A 15,913-nucleotide genomic window follows, 5' to 3' on the forward strand; every position below is an offset into this window, starting at 1 on the left:
GCCGCCGGTGAGGGCGATGACGCTCGGTGCGGGGTTCGTCGGGGCCCGGCTCGACGTCGGCCAGTACGTCGCGCTCTGGCGCGCGCTCGGGCTCGGGACGCGCCCGCCGACGCTCTCCGTCCTCGACCACGGCGACACGTACGCCGAGCGCGACGCCCTCGACGCCGCGGCCTGGCGGCGTCTCGCCGCGCAGGGGCTGCTCGACGCCCGCGGGGCACCCGATCCGGGGCTCGCCGACGCGCTCGGGGTGCTCGACCGGCCCGCCGTCGAGCTGGACGTGGTGGTGCAGCGTGACGGCGCGCCTCCGCGCACCGGCGTGGTCGCGGCGCGCGGCACCCTCGGCGTCGTCGCCCGGCTCGACGGCGACGGGCTGCTCCTGGAGCCGGCCGATCCCCACGACCTCGCCGGCTCCCTGCTGGCCCGCCTGCCCGACGCCCGCGCAGCGCCGGGCGTCGGGATGTCACTGCCCGCCGCCGCCCTGTTCGGCCGGGGCCGCACGCTCGACGAGCGCGCCCACCGGCTGCGCCGGGCCGGCGTGCCCGCCCACCACGTCGACCGCCTGAGGGCCCTGTGGGCGACGACGCCGACCGGCGCCCTGACGTTCGGCTGCGCGGCCCGCGACGGCGACGGCGTGTCCCGCCGCGGCCCGCGCACGGTCACCGTCCTCGACACTGCCGTCGGACGGGTGGCCTGGGGCCTCGACGCGTCGGGCCGGCACGTCCTCGTGCTGCCCCTCGACCGCCCGCGCCTGCGGGCCGCCCTGGCGGACCTCCTCGACGAGCACGCCCGGGCGGTGACCCCGGGCGATCAGCCCGACGGGTGCGCCGCGGACTCCGCCGCGAGACGGGCGCCGCGGTCGAGCAGGTAGCGGGCACGAGTCGCGGCGTGATCAGTCTCGGGTCGGGTCGTGGTGGGGGTCGGTGGCGCCGGACCGCGGGAGTCGCTGCCGATCCTTCGGTTTCCGAAGGATTTCGCGGGGAGTCGAGGGTCGGATCCGTTGTGGGGGTCGGTGGCGCCGGACCGCGGGAGTCGCTGCCGATCCCTTCGATTTCCGAAGCACTTTCCCCGGAGTCGCGGGGTCGACCCACCGCCGCGTGCCCGGGCCGTCAGCCCCGCAGCACCGCCCGTACGGCCGCGGGGGCGTCGGAGGGCCGGTGCAGGGGCACCGAACGCCCGCCGCCGGCCGCGGCCAGCCGGGCGCACGAGACACGGGCCTCGTCGTCGTCGACCGTCACGAGTGTGTGGATGCGCGCCGAGCCCGAGCCGCCGGCGACCGGCGCCGGGTCCTCGCCCTCGTTCCACGCGCCGTCGGTGAGCACGAGGACGTCGGCGTGCGGGACGCGGGCCGCCGCGGCCTGGGCGAGCGCGGTGCGCAGGCCGAGCGCGAGGTCGGTGGTCGAGCCGCCGCGCAGGTCGAGCAGCGAGTCGAGCACCGCCGAGGCCGGCGCGGGGGAGTGCAGGTGGCGCAGCACCACGGCGCGCGACCAGAACGCGATCACCGCGATCTCGTCGTCGGAGCGCAGGCCGGCCGCGAGCGCGCCCGCGGTCGTCACCGCCGTCGACAACGGCTTCCCCGCGACCGATCCGGAGGCGTCGACGAGCAGCACGATCGCGCGGCCCGGGGAGCGCCAGCCGCGCCAGCGCAGGTCCTCGGCGCGGATCGGGCGGTGCACCAGCGACCGTTCCAGCGTGGCGTCCAGGTCGAGGTCGAGCCCCTCGCCCGCGACGGTCGCGAGCCGGCTCGAGCCTCGCCGCTCGGTCTCGCCCGCCCGGGCCGGCGGCACGAGGAGGCGCACCGCGAGGCGCCGGGCGGCGGCGCGCAGCAGCGGGTCGGTGGCGCGGGCGAGGTCCGCGAGCAGGTCGACGGTCGCGTCCGGGTCCTCGTCGTAGGCCCCGGACACGGCCGCCTCGTCGAGGACGCCGACCGTCGGGCTGACCTGCTGGAGCTCGTCGCCGTGGCGTCGCGACAGGTCGGCGCGGGTCTCGGTGCGCCGGGCCTGGTCGCGCAGCAGCTGCTCGACCTCCTTCGGGTCGGACACCACGCGCGGCGGGGCCCCGGGCGAGCGCCCCGACTCGGGCGGGGCGCCGCCGGGGCTCAGGCTTTTCCCGGGTCCCCGTCCGCGGAGCCGGTCGACTCGTCCGCGGGCGCGCTGGCCGCCCACAGCTCGGCGACGACGTCCTCGACCGTGCGCGTCGACCCCTCGAGGAGCTGGACGCGCCCGGTGAGCGCGGCCAGGGCGGCGTCGGTGCCGGTGGTCTCGGCCGCGGGCGCGAGCCGGCCCGCGAGCGGCACGGAGCGCAGCTCGGCCAGCGACGCCGCGACGGCGACGAGGTCGAGCGCGCCGCGCACCGAGGACCCCAGCCGCAGGTCGGGGTGCTCGCGGGTGGCGCGGGCCGCGCGCACCGCGCGCTCCACGAACCCGGCGTCCACGGGGCTGTGGTCGCGCCGGACGATCGCGGTCTCCTCGTCGGCGCTCTGGTGGGCGAAGCCGACGCGGCAAGAGCGGTCGTAGAGCGCCGGCGTGATCCGTCCGGTGCCGACGGCGTCCGACGGGTTCATGGCCGCGACGAGGCGGAAGCTCGGCGCGGCGTCGACGATCCCGAGCCGCGGGACGTGCAGGCGTCGCTCGGAGAGCACGCCGAGCAGCACGTTCAGCGTCTCCTCGGGGACGCGGTTGAGCTCCTCGACGTAGAGCAGGGCGCCGGAGGTCAGCGCCCGGACGAGGGGCCCCGGCACGAAGTTGTCGGGCCGGTAGTCCTCGGTGAGGACACGCGAGGGGTCGTGGTGGCCGACGAGCCGGGCCGGCGAGAGCTCGGCGTTGCCCTCGACCAGCTCGAGGCCGACGCCCGCGCCCTCGGCGAGCGCGCGCAGCAGCGTCGTCTTGCCGGTGCCGGGCGGGCCCTCGAGCAGGACGCTGCGCCCGGCGGCCAGCGCCGCGGCGATGACCTCGGACTCGCGGACGCGCCCGACCACCCGGGCCCGTGCCGCGTCGATCATGTCGCGAACGGGCAGGCGGCCGGCGGTGGGCAGAGCGGGGGCGGCCCCGGCGTCGTCGGGGGACACGCAGCGCAGCGGGGCTGGGCCGTCGTGCTCTCCGGACACCGGGGCCGCGGAACCGTTCGTCACTGGTGGTCGGCTACCTCAGTCGAAGACGACGACGCCGCGGATGTTCTTGCCGGCGTGCATGTCCTCGTAGCCCTGGGCGACCTCGTCGAGCTTGTACTTCTTGGTGACCAGCTCGTCGAGCTTGAGCTTGCCGGCGTTGTAGAGGCCCAGCATCTTGGGGATGTCGGCCTTCGGGTTCGAGGAGCCGAACAGCGAGCCCTTGAGCTTCTTCTCGAACAGGGTCAGCTCGCCGATCGGGATCGGCACGCCGATCTCGGTGATGTCGCCCAGGCCGGTGACCACGACGGTGCCCTGCTTGCGGATCGAGGCGAAGGCGTTGCCGACGTGCTCGGGCTTGGTGATGCCGATGGTGACCAGCGAGACGTCGGCGCCCTGGCCGTTGGTGTAGCCCTTGGCGATCTCGGTGGCCTCCTCGATCGTCTCGACGGCCTCGGTGGCGCCGAGCTCGAGGGCCTTCTCGCGCTTGAACGCGACCGGGTCGACGGCGATGACGTTGGCGGCGCCGGCGTGCGCGGCGCCCTGCACGGCGTTGGCGCCGATGCCGCCGATGCCCTGGATGATCACGGTGTCACCGGGCTGCACGTCGCCGGTGTTCACCGCGGTGCCCCAGCCGGTGCCGACCGAGCAGCCCAGCAGGCAGGTGGTCTCGAGGTTGGTGTCCTGCGCGACCTTGATCGCCGAGTCGACCGCGACGGTCGTGTACTCCGAGAAGGTCGAGATGCCGCACATCTGGCCGACGTTGGTGCCGTCCTCGAGGTGCAGGCGGGTGGAGTCCTCGGTCCAGCGGGTGCCGGCGAGCAGGCCCGCGCCGAGGTCGCAGAGGTTCGAGTGCCCGGTGGCGCACCAGCGGCACTGCCCACAGGCGGGGAGGAACGAGAAGAGGACCTTGTCGCCGACCTCGAAGCCCTTGGTGTTCGGCCCGACCGACTCGACGATGCCGCCGCCCTCGTGCCCGCCGGCGAACGGGTAGGTGCCGACCGGGATGTCACCGGTGGCGATGTGGTCGTCGGAGTGGCACAGACCCGAGGCGACCATCTTCACCCGGATCTCGTCCTGACGCGGGTCGTCCACCTCCACCGTCGCCGTCTCGTACTTGCCCGGGGCCTGACGGACGAGAGATGTCCGGCACGTGATGGACAACGCTGACCACTCCTCGCGTAGCGAAACCGTCGAATGACGAGCGCGACTCTATGTCCCCCCTCACACGTTGGGAAGGGGGTTACCGAACGATCGGTCGGTCGGACGCGCTCGCTGCGCCATGGGTCGCCAGGGGCCCGGGGGTGGGCCCGTAGGATCCGGGCGGTGAGCCTGCACCTGTACGACACCGCACGACGCGAGCTGCGGGAGTTCCGTCCGCAGCACGCCGGCACGGCGTCGATGTACGTGTGTGGGGCCACCGTGCAGGGCGTCCCGCACGTCGGCCACGTCCGCTCCGGTCTCGACTTCGACGTGGTGCGGCGCTGGCTCGCGCACAGCGGGTACGACGTGCTGCTCGTCCGCAACGTCACCGACATCGACGACAAGATCCTGGCGAAGGCCGCGGCCGCCGGGCGTCCGTGGTGGGAGTGGGCCGCGACGCACGAGCGCGCCTTCGCCGCCGCCTACGACGCGCTGGGGTGCCTGCCGCCCTCGGTGGAGCCGCGCGCGACCGGCCACATCACCGAGATGGTCGAACTGATCCAGCGTCTGATCGACCGCGGGCACGCCTACGCCGTGGACGGCGACGTCTACTTCGCGGTGGGCACGTGGCCGTCGTACGGCGAGCTCTCCGGCCAGCGGGTCGAGGAGATGGAGCAGGGCGAGGGCGCGGACCTGCGCGGCAAGCGCGACGCGCGCGACTTCACGCTCTGGAAGGCGGCCAAGCCCGGCGAGCCGGACTGGCCGACCCCGTGGGGGCGTGGCCGTCCCGGCTGGCACCTCGAGTGCTCCGCGATGTCCACGCACTACCTCGGCCCGCGCTTCGACATCCACGGCGGCGGGCTCGACCTCGTCTTCCCGCACCACGAGAACGAGCTGGCCCAGTCCCGCGCCGCCGGCGACGGGTTCGCCGAGTACTGGCTGCACAACGCCTGGGTGACGATGGCCGGGGCGAAGATGTCGAAGTCGCTCGGCAACACCCTCACCATCCCCGCCGTGCTCTCGCGCGTGCGGCCGGTGGAGCTGCGCTACTACCTCGTCGCGCCGCACTACCGCTCGACGCTGGAGTACTCCGAGGACGCGCTGGCCGAGGCCGCCGCCGCGTACCACCGCATCGAGACCTTCGTGCACCGCGTGCACGACCGGGTCGGCGCGGTCGAGGTCGGGCGCATCAGCGACGCGTTCGCCGCCGCGCTCGACGACGACGTGGCGACGCCCGCGGCGCTCGCCGAGGTGCACGAGACCGTCCGCGCCGGCAACGCCGCGCTCGACGCCGGCCGGCGGGACGAGGCGCTCGCGGACGCCGCCGCGGTGCGGGCGATGACCGGGGTCCTCGGCCTCGACCCCGTCGTGTGGGCGGAGTCGTCGGCGAGCGGCGGGGCCGGGGACGCGGCCCGCGAGGCGCTGTCGGCGCTGGTCGGGTCGCTGCTGGACCAGCGCACGCGGGCCCGAGCCGAGCGCGACTTCGCCCGCGCCGACGCCCTGCGCGACGAGCTCACGGCGGCCGGCGTCACCGTCGAGGACACCGCCGACGGACCCACCTGGACCCTCAAGGACGGTGCGTAGCCGAACATGGCCGGCAACTCCCGGCGCCCCGGCGCCCGGCGCAACCCGGGGTCGAAGAAGGGGCCGACGAAGGGCTCGGGCGGCAAGGGGCGGTCGAGCCTCGAGGGCAAGGGTCCGACCCCGCCCGCCGACAAGCGCCCGAACCACAAGTCCTACCGCGCGGGCGGCGCGGCGGCGGCTCCCCGCAAGCCCGCCGGCGACGACCGGGGCGCGGCGCGCCGTTCCCCGGCCCGTCGCGAGGACCCCGACGGCCCGCAGACCGTCCTCGGGCGCAACCCGGTGGTCGAGAGCCTGCGCGCCCATAGCCCCGCCACCGCGCTCTACGTCGCCCAGAACATCGAGATCGACGACCGCGTCCGCGAGGCGATCAAGATGGCGTCCGAGCGCGGCGTCTCGGTGCTCGAGGTGCCGCGCGGCGACGTCGACAAGATGGCCGACGGCGCCGTGCACCAGGGCCTCGCGCTCGCCGTGCCGGCCTTCCAGTACCGCCACCCCGACGACCTGCTCGAGGAGGCCCGCCAGCGCGCCCACCTCGACCGCGTCGAACCGCTGCTCGTGGCGCTCGACGGGGTGACCGACCCGCGCAACCTCGGCGCCGTCCTGCGATCGGCCGCGGCGTTCGGGGCCCACGGGGTGCTGCTGCCCCTGCGCCGGTCGGTCGGTGTGACCCCGGTGGCCTGGCGGACCTCCGCGGGCGCCGCCGCCCGCGTGCCCGTCGGCCGCGCGACGAACCTCAGCCGCACCCTGACGGCCTGGCTCGACGAGGGCCTCGTCGCCGTCGGGCTGGACGGGGACGCGGCGACCGACATCGACCACCTCGACGACGTCGCCGGCCCCGACGCCGCCCGCGGCCCGCTCGTGGTCGTCGTCGGGTCGGAGGGCAAAGGCCTCTCCCGCCTCGTCGGCGAGACCTGCACGGGCACCGTGTCGATCCCGATGGCGGGCGACGTGGAATCGCTGAACGCCTCCGTCGCGGCCGGCGTGGCGCTCGCGGAAGTGGCGAGGCGCCGGCGCGCGTGAGGTGTTGCAGCGAACGCCCTATCGGCGTGCTCAACTGGATGTTCGCTGCTTCTACGCGCGCAAAGTCCGCGTTGATCACCGGGACCGGGCGCGGCGGGGCTCCTCGGGGCGCGCCCGCGTGGAGATCACGAGCGCGCTGTGCACCCCGGCGGCGCAGCGGGCGTGGATGACGCGCTCCTGATCTCCGGCGCGCCTGCGGGCGCGTTCCGGCGACGGGCGCCCCTCGCCCGTCTACCCGAGCGACGGGGCCCTTCGCTCGGACTCCGCCGGCGCCGACGGCGCCGGCGCGTTCCCGGTCGGCACGGCGAGGTCCGTCGACGCCTCGCGGCCGCGCAGGACCCGGGAGTCGATCACCTGCCAGCGCCCGGCCTCGTCGCCCGCGCGTTCCAGCGCCGCGCCCGAGGCGACGACGCCGCCGTCGACCTCCTTGGCGGCCTCGGTCAGTCGCGCCGCCTCGTTCACCGGGTCGCCGATCACCGTGTACTCGTAGCGTCGCGTGTCGCCGATGTTCCCGGCGACGGCCTCGCCCGCGGAGACGCCGACGCCGGCGGCGATGTCCTCGAGCTCGGCGTCGATGCGCCGCGCGAGCTCGCGTCCCGCGCGCAGGGCGCAGCCGGCGGCGTCGGGGAGCGCGGTGGGGGCGCCGAAGACGGCCAGTGCGGCGTCGCCCTCGAACTTGTTGATCCAGCCGTCGTGCTGCTCGACGACGTCGATGACGACCGCGAAGAAGGCGTTGAGCGTCTCGACGACCTCGTGCGGGGGCCTCGTCGCGGCGAGGCGGGTGGAGCCGACGAGGTCGACGAACAGCACCGCGACCTCGCGGACCTCGCCGCCCAGCTCGACGTCGTTCTCGAGCGCGGTGCGGGCGACGTCCTCGCCGACGTGGCGGCCGAACAGGTCGCGCACGCGCTCCCGCTCGCGCAGCCCGCCGACCATGGTGTTGAAGCCGGCCTGCAGCAGGCCGAGCTCGGTGGTGTCGAAGACGGTGACCTCGGCGTCGTAGTCGCCCTCCTCGACGCGGCGCTGGGCGCGGCGCACGGCGATCACCGGGGCCGCGGTCGAGTTCGCCGTGAGCACGGTGACGAGGAACCCCACGACGAGCGCGACGCCCCCGAGCACGAGGACGACGAGGGCGAGCCGGTCGGTCGAGTAGCCGCCGAAGACGAGCGACGCCGCGGCCGCGAGCAGCACGCCGACCAGCGGCACGGCGGTGCCCAGCGCCCACGACCCGACCGCGCGCAGCGCGACGCCGGGCAGGATGCGGTCGTTCGGTGGCCGGTCGTTGAGAACGCGCGCGACCTCGCGGCGCAGGACGCGCTCGACGAGGCGGGCCGTCACGGCCACCGTGGCGACCCCGCCGAGCGCGACCGTCACCCCGACCGAGAGCCCGAGCCGCGGGCTGGACGGGAGGTTGAGCGCCACGAACAGGGCGAGCGCGGCCGCCCACAGCACCGACTGGACGGTCGCGAGGCGCAGCGGTCCGCGCAGCACCACGCGCCGCACGCGCTTGCGGTGGCGACGCACGGCGGCCTCGGTCGCGTCCGGTCCGGGCGGCGGGGGGATGCGCATCCGCGCGTGCCCCCAGACCACCCCGACGAGCACGGCGACGACGAGGTAGCCGGCGAAGGCGACGAGGTTGCGCAGCAGCGCGCCGGGGTCGTCCTCGACGAGCGTGCCGAGCGGCAGCACCCAGGCGGCCAGGACGAGCACGACCCCGGCGCCGACGACGTTCGGGATGACGACGACGAACACCAGCACGAGCCGCGTGACGGCGCGCAGGCCGCAGTCCTCCGGTGAGTCGGACGCCGTCGTCGGCGGCGCTGCGGCCATGCGCGGACCCTAGCGTCGGCCCTCGCCCGTTCGGCGCAACGACCGACGCAGGTCACTCAGCCGGTCGCGAGTGCCGTCCGCGTCACGCGCCGCCGCGTCCGCACCGCCCCGAGGGCCCGGCACACCACGTAGATCGCGAACGCGATCGACGCGACGAACGGGCTGATGGGCAGCCCGGCCCCGAGCGAGAGGAGGATGCCGCCGATCACCGCGACCTCGGCGAAGACGACCGCGAGCACCGTGGCCAGGGTCGGCGAGGCCGTGACCTGCGCGGCGGCCGCACCCGGGGTGATGAGCAGGCACAGCACGAGCAGGGCGCCGACGATCTGCACGCCGAGCGCGACCGTGACGCCGAGCAGGACCGCGAACACGATCGACAGCGCGCGCACCGGCACCCCGCGGGCCGCGGCCATGTCCGGGTCGAGGCTCGCGAACAGCAGGGGGCGCCGGACCACCGCGAGCACGCCGAGCACGACGACGCCGACGACCGTCAGCGTGAGCACGTCGCCGGTGTCCACCCCGACGATCTGCCCGACGAGCAGGCCGAACTTGTTCGCCGACCGCCCCGTGTAGAGCGCCTGGAACAGCACGCCGAGCCCGAGCCCGAACGAGAGCAGCACGCCGATCACCGAGTCGCGCTCGCGCTGCGCCCGCCCGAGCGCCCCGAACAGCAGCGCGACGAGCACCGCACCCACCAGGGCGCCCCAGCCGATCGCGTCGGTGCCGAACACGAGCAGCGCCCCGGCGCCGCCGGCGAACGCCAGCTCGGCGGTGCCGTGCACCGAGAACGCCATGCCCCGCCCGACGACGAGCGGGCCGAGCAGCCCGGCGAGCACCGCCAGCACCACGCCCGCGATCAGCGCGTTGCGGACGAAGTCGAGCGCCAGCAGGTCCCACGTCGTCGTCACGGGCCGCCCCCGGTGTGCACGAGACGGTCCTCCGCCCCGACGACGACGATGCGGTCGCGCACGCGGACGACGTCGACGTCGGTGCGGTAGAGCTCCGAGAGCGTCTCCGACGTCATCACCTCGTCGGGCGTGCCGATGCGGAAGCGCCCGTCGACGAGGTAGAGCACGCGGTCGGTGACGGGCAGGACCGGGTTGAGCTCGTGGGTCACGAAGACGATCGCGGTGCCGTGCTCGCGCCGGCGGCGCTCGAGCAGCTCGACGACCGTGCGCTGGCGGGCGAGGTCGAGCGAGTGCAGCGGCTCGTCGGCGAGCAGCAGGTCGGGGTCCCCGACGAGCGCCTGGGCGACCCGCAGCCGCTGCTGCTCGCCGCCCGAGAGCCGCCCCACCGGGGCGTCGGCGAGATCCAGCGCGTCCACCTGCAGCAGCGCCTCCCGCACCTGGCGGGTCCGCTCGGCACGCCCGCCCCGGCGCAGGCCGAAGCGGTGCCCGTCGAGGCCGAGCCCGACGAGGTCGCGCCCGCGCAGCGGCGTCAACGGGTCGACGCTCGTCTGCTGCGGGACGTACCCCACGGTGGCGCTCCCGCGCGACGGCGGGCGGCCGTCGACCTCGCAGGTGCCCGCCGCGAGCGGCAGCAGCCCCAGCAGGACCGCGAGCAGCGTCGTCTTGCCCGAGCCGTTGGGCCCCAGGACCGTGACGAACTCGCCGGGCGCGACGTCGAGGTCGAGGCCGGTCCACAGCGTGCTGCCCCCGCGGCGCACCTCGGCGCCGGCCAAGCGGATCGACGGCGTGCTCACGGACAGAACCTCATGCTCCTCATGCTGGCGCACCCAGCGCCCTGGCGAGCGCGGTGCGGGTCCCGTCCACCCAGGTCAGGTAGTCCTGGCCGGCGGGCAGGGTCTCGGTCACGTCGACCACCGGCACGCCCGCGCCGGTGGCGGCGGTGCGGAGCTGCTCGGTGATCGGGGTCTCGGTCTGCGGATTGAACACCAGCGCGTTCACCCCGCGTGTCCCCACCAGGGTGCCGACCTCGGCGACGACGCCCGCCGGCGGGTCGGTCTCGTTCTCGATCGCCTCGCTGAAGGCCGGGGGCGTCGCGTCGGCGACGCCCGCCGTGGCGAGCAGGTAGTGCGCGATCGGCTCGGTCGCGAAGACGCGGGAGCCCGGGCGGGACTGTCCGATCGCCGCGAGGCGGGCCGCCTCGTCGTCGACCCGCGCGGTGAAGGCGGCCCCGCGCTCACGCAGCGCCCCGGCCTGGGCCGGCTCGAGGGCGCTCAGGCGCTCCACGACCTGGTTGACGACGCCCGTGACCGCGGTCGGGTCGAACCAGACGTGCTCGTTCTCCTCGGCCTGGTCGCCGCGCAGGGCGAAGGCCTCGATCGAGCGGGAGCGCAGCTGCGGGTCGCTGTCGAGGGTCTGGGTGACCCACTCGTCGTAGCCCCCGCCGTTGAACACGACCAGGTCCGCGCCGGTGATCGCGGCGGCGTCGGTCGGGGTGCTCTCGTAGGAGTGCGGGTCGGCGGCGGGGTCCTGGATGATCGAGCGGACCTCGACGCCGGGCCCGGCGATCGCGCTGACGACCGATCCCCAGACGTTCGTCGTGGCCACCACCTGCAGCGTCCGCCCCTCGGCCGGCGCCGGGGCGGCGGAGTCACCGGACCCCGAGCACCCGGCGACGAGCAGCAGTGCGCCCAGGACGGCGGCGACGAGACCCGCCGGACGGCGGACGGGACGGGGAACGGCGGGCACGGGGCGGCTCCTGGTCGGGGTGGAGGGCTGTGTCGACCGCAAACGATAACGGTTATCGATAGCGATTGACACCGTCAGGTTCGTCCGAGCAGGTCACACCCATCGCAAACGGACGCCGTTCCGTCGCCCGGAGTGGCCCTAGATCGAAACAGTCGATACCGTCGGGCGGTGGCAGAGGCACTCGAGGGGCGCCGGTCGCGGCGCACCGCCACGCTGGCCTCGCTGGCGGCGGAACTGGGCGTGTCGCGGACGACCGTGTCCAACGCCTACAACCGCCCCGACCAGCTCTCGCCGGCCCTGCGGCGCCGCGTGCTCGACACCGCGCGCCGTCTCGGCTACCCCGGACCGGACCCCGTCGCCCGCTCGCTGCGCACCCGCAAGGCCGGCGCCGTGGGCCTGCTGCTCACCGAGGCCCTGTCGTACGCCTTCCGCGACCCGGTGGCCGTGCAGTTCCTCGAGGGCCTCGCGCTCGCCTGCGAGGACAACGGCTCGGGCCTGCTGCTCGTCCCGGTCAGCCCCGAGGCCGACGACCCCGGCGCCGTCGCCCGCGCCGGTGTCGACGGGTTCGTCGTGTACTCGATGCCCGACGACGACGACAACTTCCACGCCGTGCTGGAGCGCCCGGTGCCGGTGGTCGTGTGCGACCAGCCCACCGCCGTCTCCGACGTCGACCGCGTCGGCATCGACGACCACGCCGCGATGGTCGACATGGCCCGCCACCTCGCGAGCCTCGGCCACCGCCGGGTGGGCGTGCTCTGCATGCGCCTCTCGACCGAGCGCAACGACGGGTTCGCGAGCCCCCAGCGCCAGGAGCGCGCCCGCTACGAGGTGCAGCGACGCCGCCTGGCCGGGCTGCGCGAGGGGTTCGCCGAGTCCGGCGTCGACTGGACGACGGTGCCCGTCGTCGAGCGCTACGACCACAGCGAGTCCGCCGGCGCGTCCGCCTGCGAGCAGCTGCTGGCCCAGCACGACGTCACCGCCATCGCCTGCACCTCGGACATCCTCGCGCTCGGCGCGCTGCGCCACGCCCGCGAGGCCGGCCGCGTCGTGCCCGACGAGCTGACCGTGACGGGCTTCGACGGCGTCCCGGCCGCGGAGCGCGCCGAGCTGACGACGATCCGCCAGCCCACCCTGGACAAGGGCCGCGCGGCCGGCGAGCTGCTGCTCGACCGCGGCGACCGCCAGCGCTCCCGCACGCTCCTGCTCCCGACCGAGCTGCTGGCCCGGGCGACGTCGGGGCCGGCCCGGGAGGGGTAGACGCCAGGGGCCAGCCCTCGGGGCCGGACCCCGAGGGCTAGACCCCGAGGGCGTCCAGGAAGCCCGCCGCCCAGCGCTCCACGTCGTGCTCCAGGACCTGATCGTGCAACCGGGTCATGCGGCGCCGGGCCTCGTCGGGGTCCTGGCGGGCCGCGGCGACGATCGCGTCGGCGACGCCGTCGAGGTCGTGGGGGTTGACGAGGAACGCGCCGTCGCCCAGCTCGTCGGCGGCGCCCGTGAACTCGGAGAGCACCAGCGCGCCGTCGCCGTCGGAGCGGCAGGCGATGTACTCCTTGGCCACGAGGTTCATGCCGTCGCGGTAGGGCGTCACGAGCATGACGTCGGCGGCGCGGTAGAAGGCGACGAGCTCCTCGCGCGGCGTCGACTGGTGCACGTAGTGCACGACGGGCCGCCCGACCGCGGCGTACGCGCCGTTGATCCGGCCGACGGTGAGCTCGATGTCGTCGCGCATCTCGGCGTAGTGCTCGACACGCTCGCGGCTGGGCGTCGCCACCTGCACGAGCACGGTCTCGGCGGGGTCGAGGCGGCCCTGCTCGAGGACCTCGGCGAACGCCTGGAGCCGTACGTCGATGCCCTTGGTGTAGTCGAGGCGGTCGACGCCGAGCAGGACCGTGCGGGGGTCGCCGAGCTCGTGGCGCAGGGCCTCGGCGCGCTTCGCGGTGTCCGGGTCGCGCGCCGTCTCGTCGAGCCGGGAGGCGTCCACGGAGATCGGGTGGGCGGCGACGGTGATCGCGCGCCCGTCCGCCGCGGTGAGCCGGCCGTCGTCGTCCGTCGCGTCGGTGAGGCGGGTGGCGACGTGACGGAAGTTCTGCGCGCCGCCCTCGGTCTGGAAGCCGACGACGTCGGCGCCGAGCAGGCCCTCGACCACCGGACGCCGCCACGGCAGCTGGGCGAACAGCTCCGCGGGCGGGAACGGGATGTGCAGGAAGAAGCCGATGCGCAGGTCGGGGCGTCGCTCGCGCAGCAGCTGCGGGACGAGCTGGAGCTGGTAGTCCTGCACCCAGACCGTGGCCCCCTCGGCGGCCGCCGCTGCCGCTGCGTCCGCGAAGCGCTCGTTGACCGTCCGGTAGGCCTCCCACCAGGAGCGTTCGAACCGGGGCGTGGCGACGACGTCGTGGTAGAGCGGCCACAGGGTCGCGTTGGCGAAGCCCTCGTAGTACGCCGCGACCTCGTCCGCGGTGATCGGCACCGGGCGGACCTCCAGGCCGTCGTCGTCGAACGCCTCGGGCGCGGCGTCCGGGCGACCCGGCCAGCCGACCCATGCGCCGCCGCGGGCGCGCAGGGTCGGCTCCAGCGCGGTGACCAGCCCGCCCGGGCTGCGGTGCCACGCGCCGTCGGCGTCGAGGTCGAAGGGCAACCGGTTGGCGACCACCAGCAGGTCAGAAGACCCGGGGGCGTCCTCGGCGTGCGTCACGTGCTCGCTCCTCCGCGGTGACTCCGGGCAGCAGGCGGCGGATCAGCCGCTGCAAGGGCCAGCCGACCTGCTCCCCGACCGAGACCCCGGCCGCGAGGGCGAGACCGAAGGTCAGGGCCAGCAGGATCGTCACCGCTCCCTGGGCGACGCTGCCGTACGCGAGCTGCGAGAACCCGCGGTACATCGTCAGACCGGGCAGGAGCGGCGTGATCCCGGCGATCACCAGCACCAACGGGGGTGTACCCAGGATGCGGGGCAGGATCATCGCGACGAGCCCCAGCGCCGCCGCGGCGAGGGCGGCGGCGACGACCTCACCGGCGCCGAGGATCCCGAGCAGCGCGTAGCCGCCCCAGGCCACGGCCCCGGCGAGCGCCGCCAGCGGCAGCGAGCGCCACGGGGCGTACGCGGAGAGGGCGAACAGCATCCCGGCCGCGGCGGCCGCGAACAGCGCCAGCGGGTCCAGCGTCGGCGCCGGCCCCGGCGGGACGACGGCCGCGTACGCCCCCGCGTCCGTGCCCAGCACCGTGCCGACGAGCTTGATGCTGACGACGACGCCGACCAGCAGCCCCGCCGACGCGATCACCACCTCGACGGCCCGCCCGGCCGCGGTCAGCGGGAAGCCCGTGATCGCGTCCTGCACCAGGCCCACCAGCGAGAGCCCCGAGAGCAGCACCACGATCCCGGCGGCGATGACGAACACCGGCGAGTCGTCGAGCGCGCCGGTCGACGCGAGCGAGGTCGCGCCCAGGGTCACGATGGCCGCGCCGACCATCTGCTGAAAGAACAGCGGCACCCGGCGGCGTCCCAGCCAGCGGGCCGCGGCCCAGATGACGCCGGTGGCCAGCACCGACAGCAGCGCGACGGTCGCCCCACCGCCGATGAGGAACGCGACCGCGCCGGCGAACAGCGACCGCGCGAGACCCGCGACGAAGCGCGGGTACGGGTGCGGCGCCCGCACCGCGTGGCGCAGCCGGGTGGTGGCCTCCTCGACCGGCAGGGGCTCCTCGGTGTCGACCACCGCGGTGATGAGCTCGTCGATCTCGGTGAGACGCGTGTAGTCCTGGGTCCGGTAGCGGACGTTGCGCATGGTCGTCACCGGACCGGCCTCGTTGCCGCGGTGACAGCACATGGTGATCGTCGAGAACGCGATGTCGACGTCGCACGTCGGGAGGCCGTAGGCGCTCGCGATGTTGAGCATCGTGTCGTACGCGACGGCCGCCCCGGCCCCGGTGGCGAGCTGGACCTCGCCGATCCGCAGCGCGAGGTCGAGCACCCGCAGCACGAGCGTGTCGTCGGCGACCTGCGGGCCGGTGACCGCGGGGAGCAGGTTGTCCCGCACGGTCGGGGCGTCGATCGCCCGGCTCAGATCGGGTGTGACGGGGAACTGTCGGCGGAGCGAGCCACGGGCTCGCTGGGCCACCCCCACCGGCGGACCTTCCTCTCCCTGCTCGCCGGAGTGCTCGGGCCGCGGACGGGGCACACCGGGAATCTTCATCCAGCACCTGCCCTGACGTGTGGTGGACGACGGTGGTTGTCGGAGCCCGGGCGTGCGCCATGTCCCACCCGATCGCACGTGCCCGGGGCTCGCGCCGGGCTCCCCGCGGGCCGGCGCGGTCCCACAGTGCCAAAGCGGGGCCGCGGGGTCATCCGCGGCGATCGTTCCGGGCGATGACGGCTCTGCCAGGACGTGGTTTGTCCGGTTGTGGGTGTACGGCGATGTTGCGCGGAGATCAGGAGAGCGTGGTGCACGTTCGCGGACGCTTGAGCTCAGGGGGTGGTCGCAACACCGGTGGTTGGTGGGGCGGAGAGTAGTTGGTCGATGGCTCGGGCGGGGCAGCGCCAGTCGAGGGTCTTGCGGGGTCGGCCGTTGAGTTCGGCGGCGACGGC

Annotated in this window: 13 protein-coding genes; 4 read left to right on the plus strand and 9 right to left on the minus strand. The window is 75.2% G+C overall.

Annotated elements, in window-relative coordinates; genetic code table 11:
• Positions 1-16: 16 nt before the first annotated feature.
• Positions 17-868: an ESX secretion-associated protein EspG gene (locus QSK03_RS24350; protein WP_285657599.1), complete on the plus strand. Its 852-nt coding sequence runs from the start codon at positions 17-19 to the stop codon at positions 866-868.
• 238 nt (positions 869-1,106) lie between these two features.
• Here the strand turns inward: QSK03_RS24350 and QSK03_RS24355 are convergent, their stop codons facing one another.
• The 3 genes from QSK03_RS24355 to QSK03_RS24365 form a co-directional block, all read right to left on the minus strand.
• Positions 1,107-2,039 (minus strand): vWA domain-containing protein, encoded by a 933-nt coding sequence (locus tag QSK03_RS24355; protein ID WP_285657560.1) that lies wholly within the window; start codon positions 2,037-2,039, stop codon positions 1,107-1,109.
• 56 nt (positions 2,040-2,095) lie between these two features.
• On the minus strand, positions 2,096-3,064 hold the full coding sequence (locus QSK03_RS24360) for an AAA family ATPase (RefSeq protein ID WP_285657562.1): 969 nt from the start codon (positions 3,062-3,064) through the stop codon (positions 2,096-2,098).
• Between the two features lie 78 nt (positions 3,065-3,142).
• A complete protein-coding gene (locus QSK03_RS24365) occupies positions 3,143-4,267 on the minus strand; it encodes an NDMA-dependent alcohol dehydrogenase (RefSeq protein ID WP_285657563.1) in 1,125 nt (374 codons plus the stop codon).
• 162 nt (positions 4,268-4,429) lie between these two features.
• On the opposite strand from QSK03_RS24365, the gene cysS reads away from it, so the two are divergent.
• Positions 4,430-5,830, plus strand: coding sequence for a cysteine--tRNA ligase (cysS, locus tag QSK03_RS24370; protein WP_285657565.1), 1,401 nt, complete (start codon positions 4,430-4,432; stop codon positions 5,828-5,830).
• Positions 5,831-5,836: 6 nt separating this feature from the next.
• Positions 5,837-6,850: a 23S rRNA (guanosine(2251)-2'-O)-methyltransferase RlmB gene (rlmB, locus tag QSK03_RS24375; protein WP_285657567.1), complete on the plus strand. Its 1,014-nt coding sequence runs from the start codon at positions 5,837-5,839 to the stop codon at positions 6,848-6,850.
• A gap of 231 nt (positions 6,851-7,081) precedes the next feature.
• Here rlmB and QSK03_RS24380 read toward each other — a convergent pair whose 3' ends face one another.
• From QSK03_RS24380 to QSK03_RS24395, 4 genes are read right to left on the minus strand one after another with little or no spacing between them, the layout of a single operon-like run.
• Positions 7,082-8,680: an adenylate/guanylate cyclase domain-containing protein gene (locus tag QSK03_RS24380; protein ID WP_285657569.1), complete on the minus strand. Its 1,599-nt coding sequence runs from the start codon at positions 8,678-8,680 to the stop codon at positions 7,082-7,084.
• 56 nt (positions 8,681-8,736) lie between these two features.
• Complete coding sequence (locus tag QSK03_RS24385) at positions 8,737-9,588, minus strand: metal ABC transporter permease (protein ID WP_285657571.1); 852 nt, start codon at positions 9,586-9,588, stop codon at positions 8,737-8,739.
• Entirely contained in the window at positions 9,585-10,388 is an 804-nt protein-coding gene (locus QSK03_RS24390) for a metal ABC transporter ATP-binding protein (protein ID WP_285657601.1), read from the minus strand. The genes QSK03_RS24385 and QSK03_RS24390 overlap by 4 nt, the downstream gene beginning before the upstream one ends.
• Positions 10,389-10,401: 13 nt before the next feature.
• Positions 10,402-11,334, minus strand: coding sequence for a metal ABC transporter solute-binding protein, Zn/Mn family (locus tag QSK03_RS24395; RefSeq protein WP_285657572.1), 933 nt, complete (start codon positions 11,332-11,334; stop codon positions 10,402-10,404).
• A gap of 168 nt (positions 11,335-11,502) precedes the next feature.
• Here QSK03_RS24395 and QSK03_RS24400 point away from each other — a divergent pair, with 168 nt between their 5' ends.
• Positions 11,503-12,591, plus strand: coding sequence for a LacI family DNA-binding transcriptional regulator (locus tag QSK03_RS24400; RefSeq protein ID WP_285657574.1), 1,089 nt, complete (start codon positions 11,503-11,505; stop codon positions 12,589-12,591).
• Positions 12,592-12,628: 37 nt separating this feature from the next.
• Here the strand turns inward: QSK03_RS24400 and QSK03_RS24405 are convergent, their stop codons facing one another.
• Both QSK03_RS24405 and QSK03_RS24410 read right to left on the minus strand, forming a co-directional pair.
• On the minus strand, positions 12,629-14,026 hold the full coding sequence (locus QSK03_RS24405) for an alpha,alpha-trehalose-phosphate synthase (UDP-forming) (protein WP_285657576.1): 1,398 nt from the start codon (positions 14,024-14,026) through the stop codon (positions 12,629-12,631).
• Positions 13,992-15,521: a threonine/serine exporter family protein gene (locus tag QSK03_RS24410; protein WP_285657578.1), complete on the minus strand. Its 1,530-nt coding sequence runs from the start codon at positions 15,519-15,521 to the stop codon at positions 13,992-13,994. Before QSK03_RS24410 ends, QSK03_RS24405 begins: the two co-directional genes overlap by 35 nt.
• Positions 15,522-15,913: the final 392 nt, after the last annotated feature.

The sequence above is a fragment of the Actinomycetospora sp. NBRC 106375 genome, from assembly GCF_030269665.1.
GTDB lineage: Bacteria > Actinomycetota > Actinomycetes > Mycobacteriales > Pseudonocardiaceae > Actinomycetospora.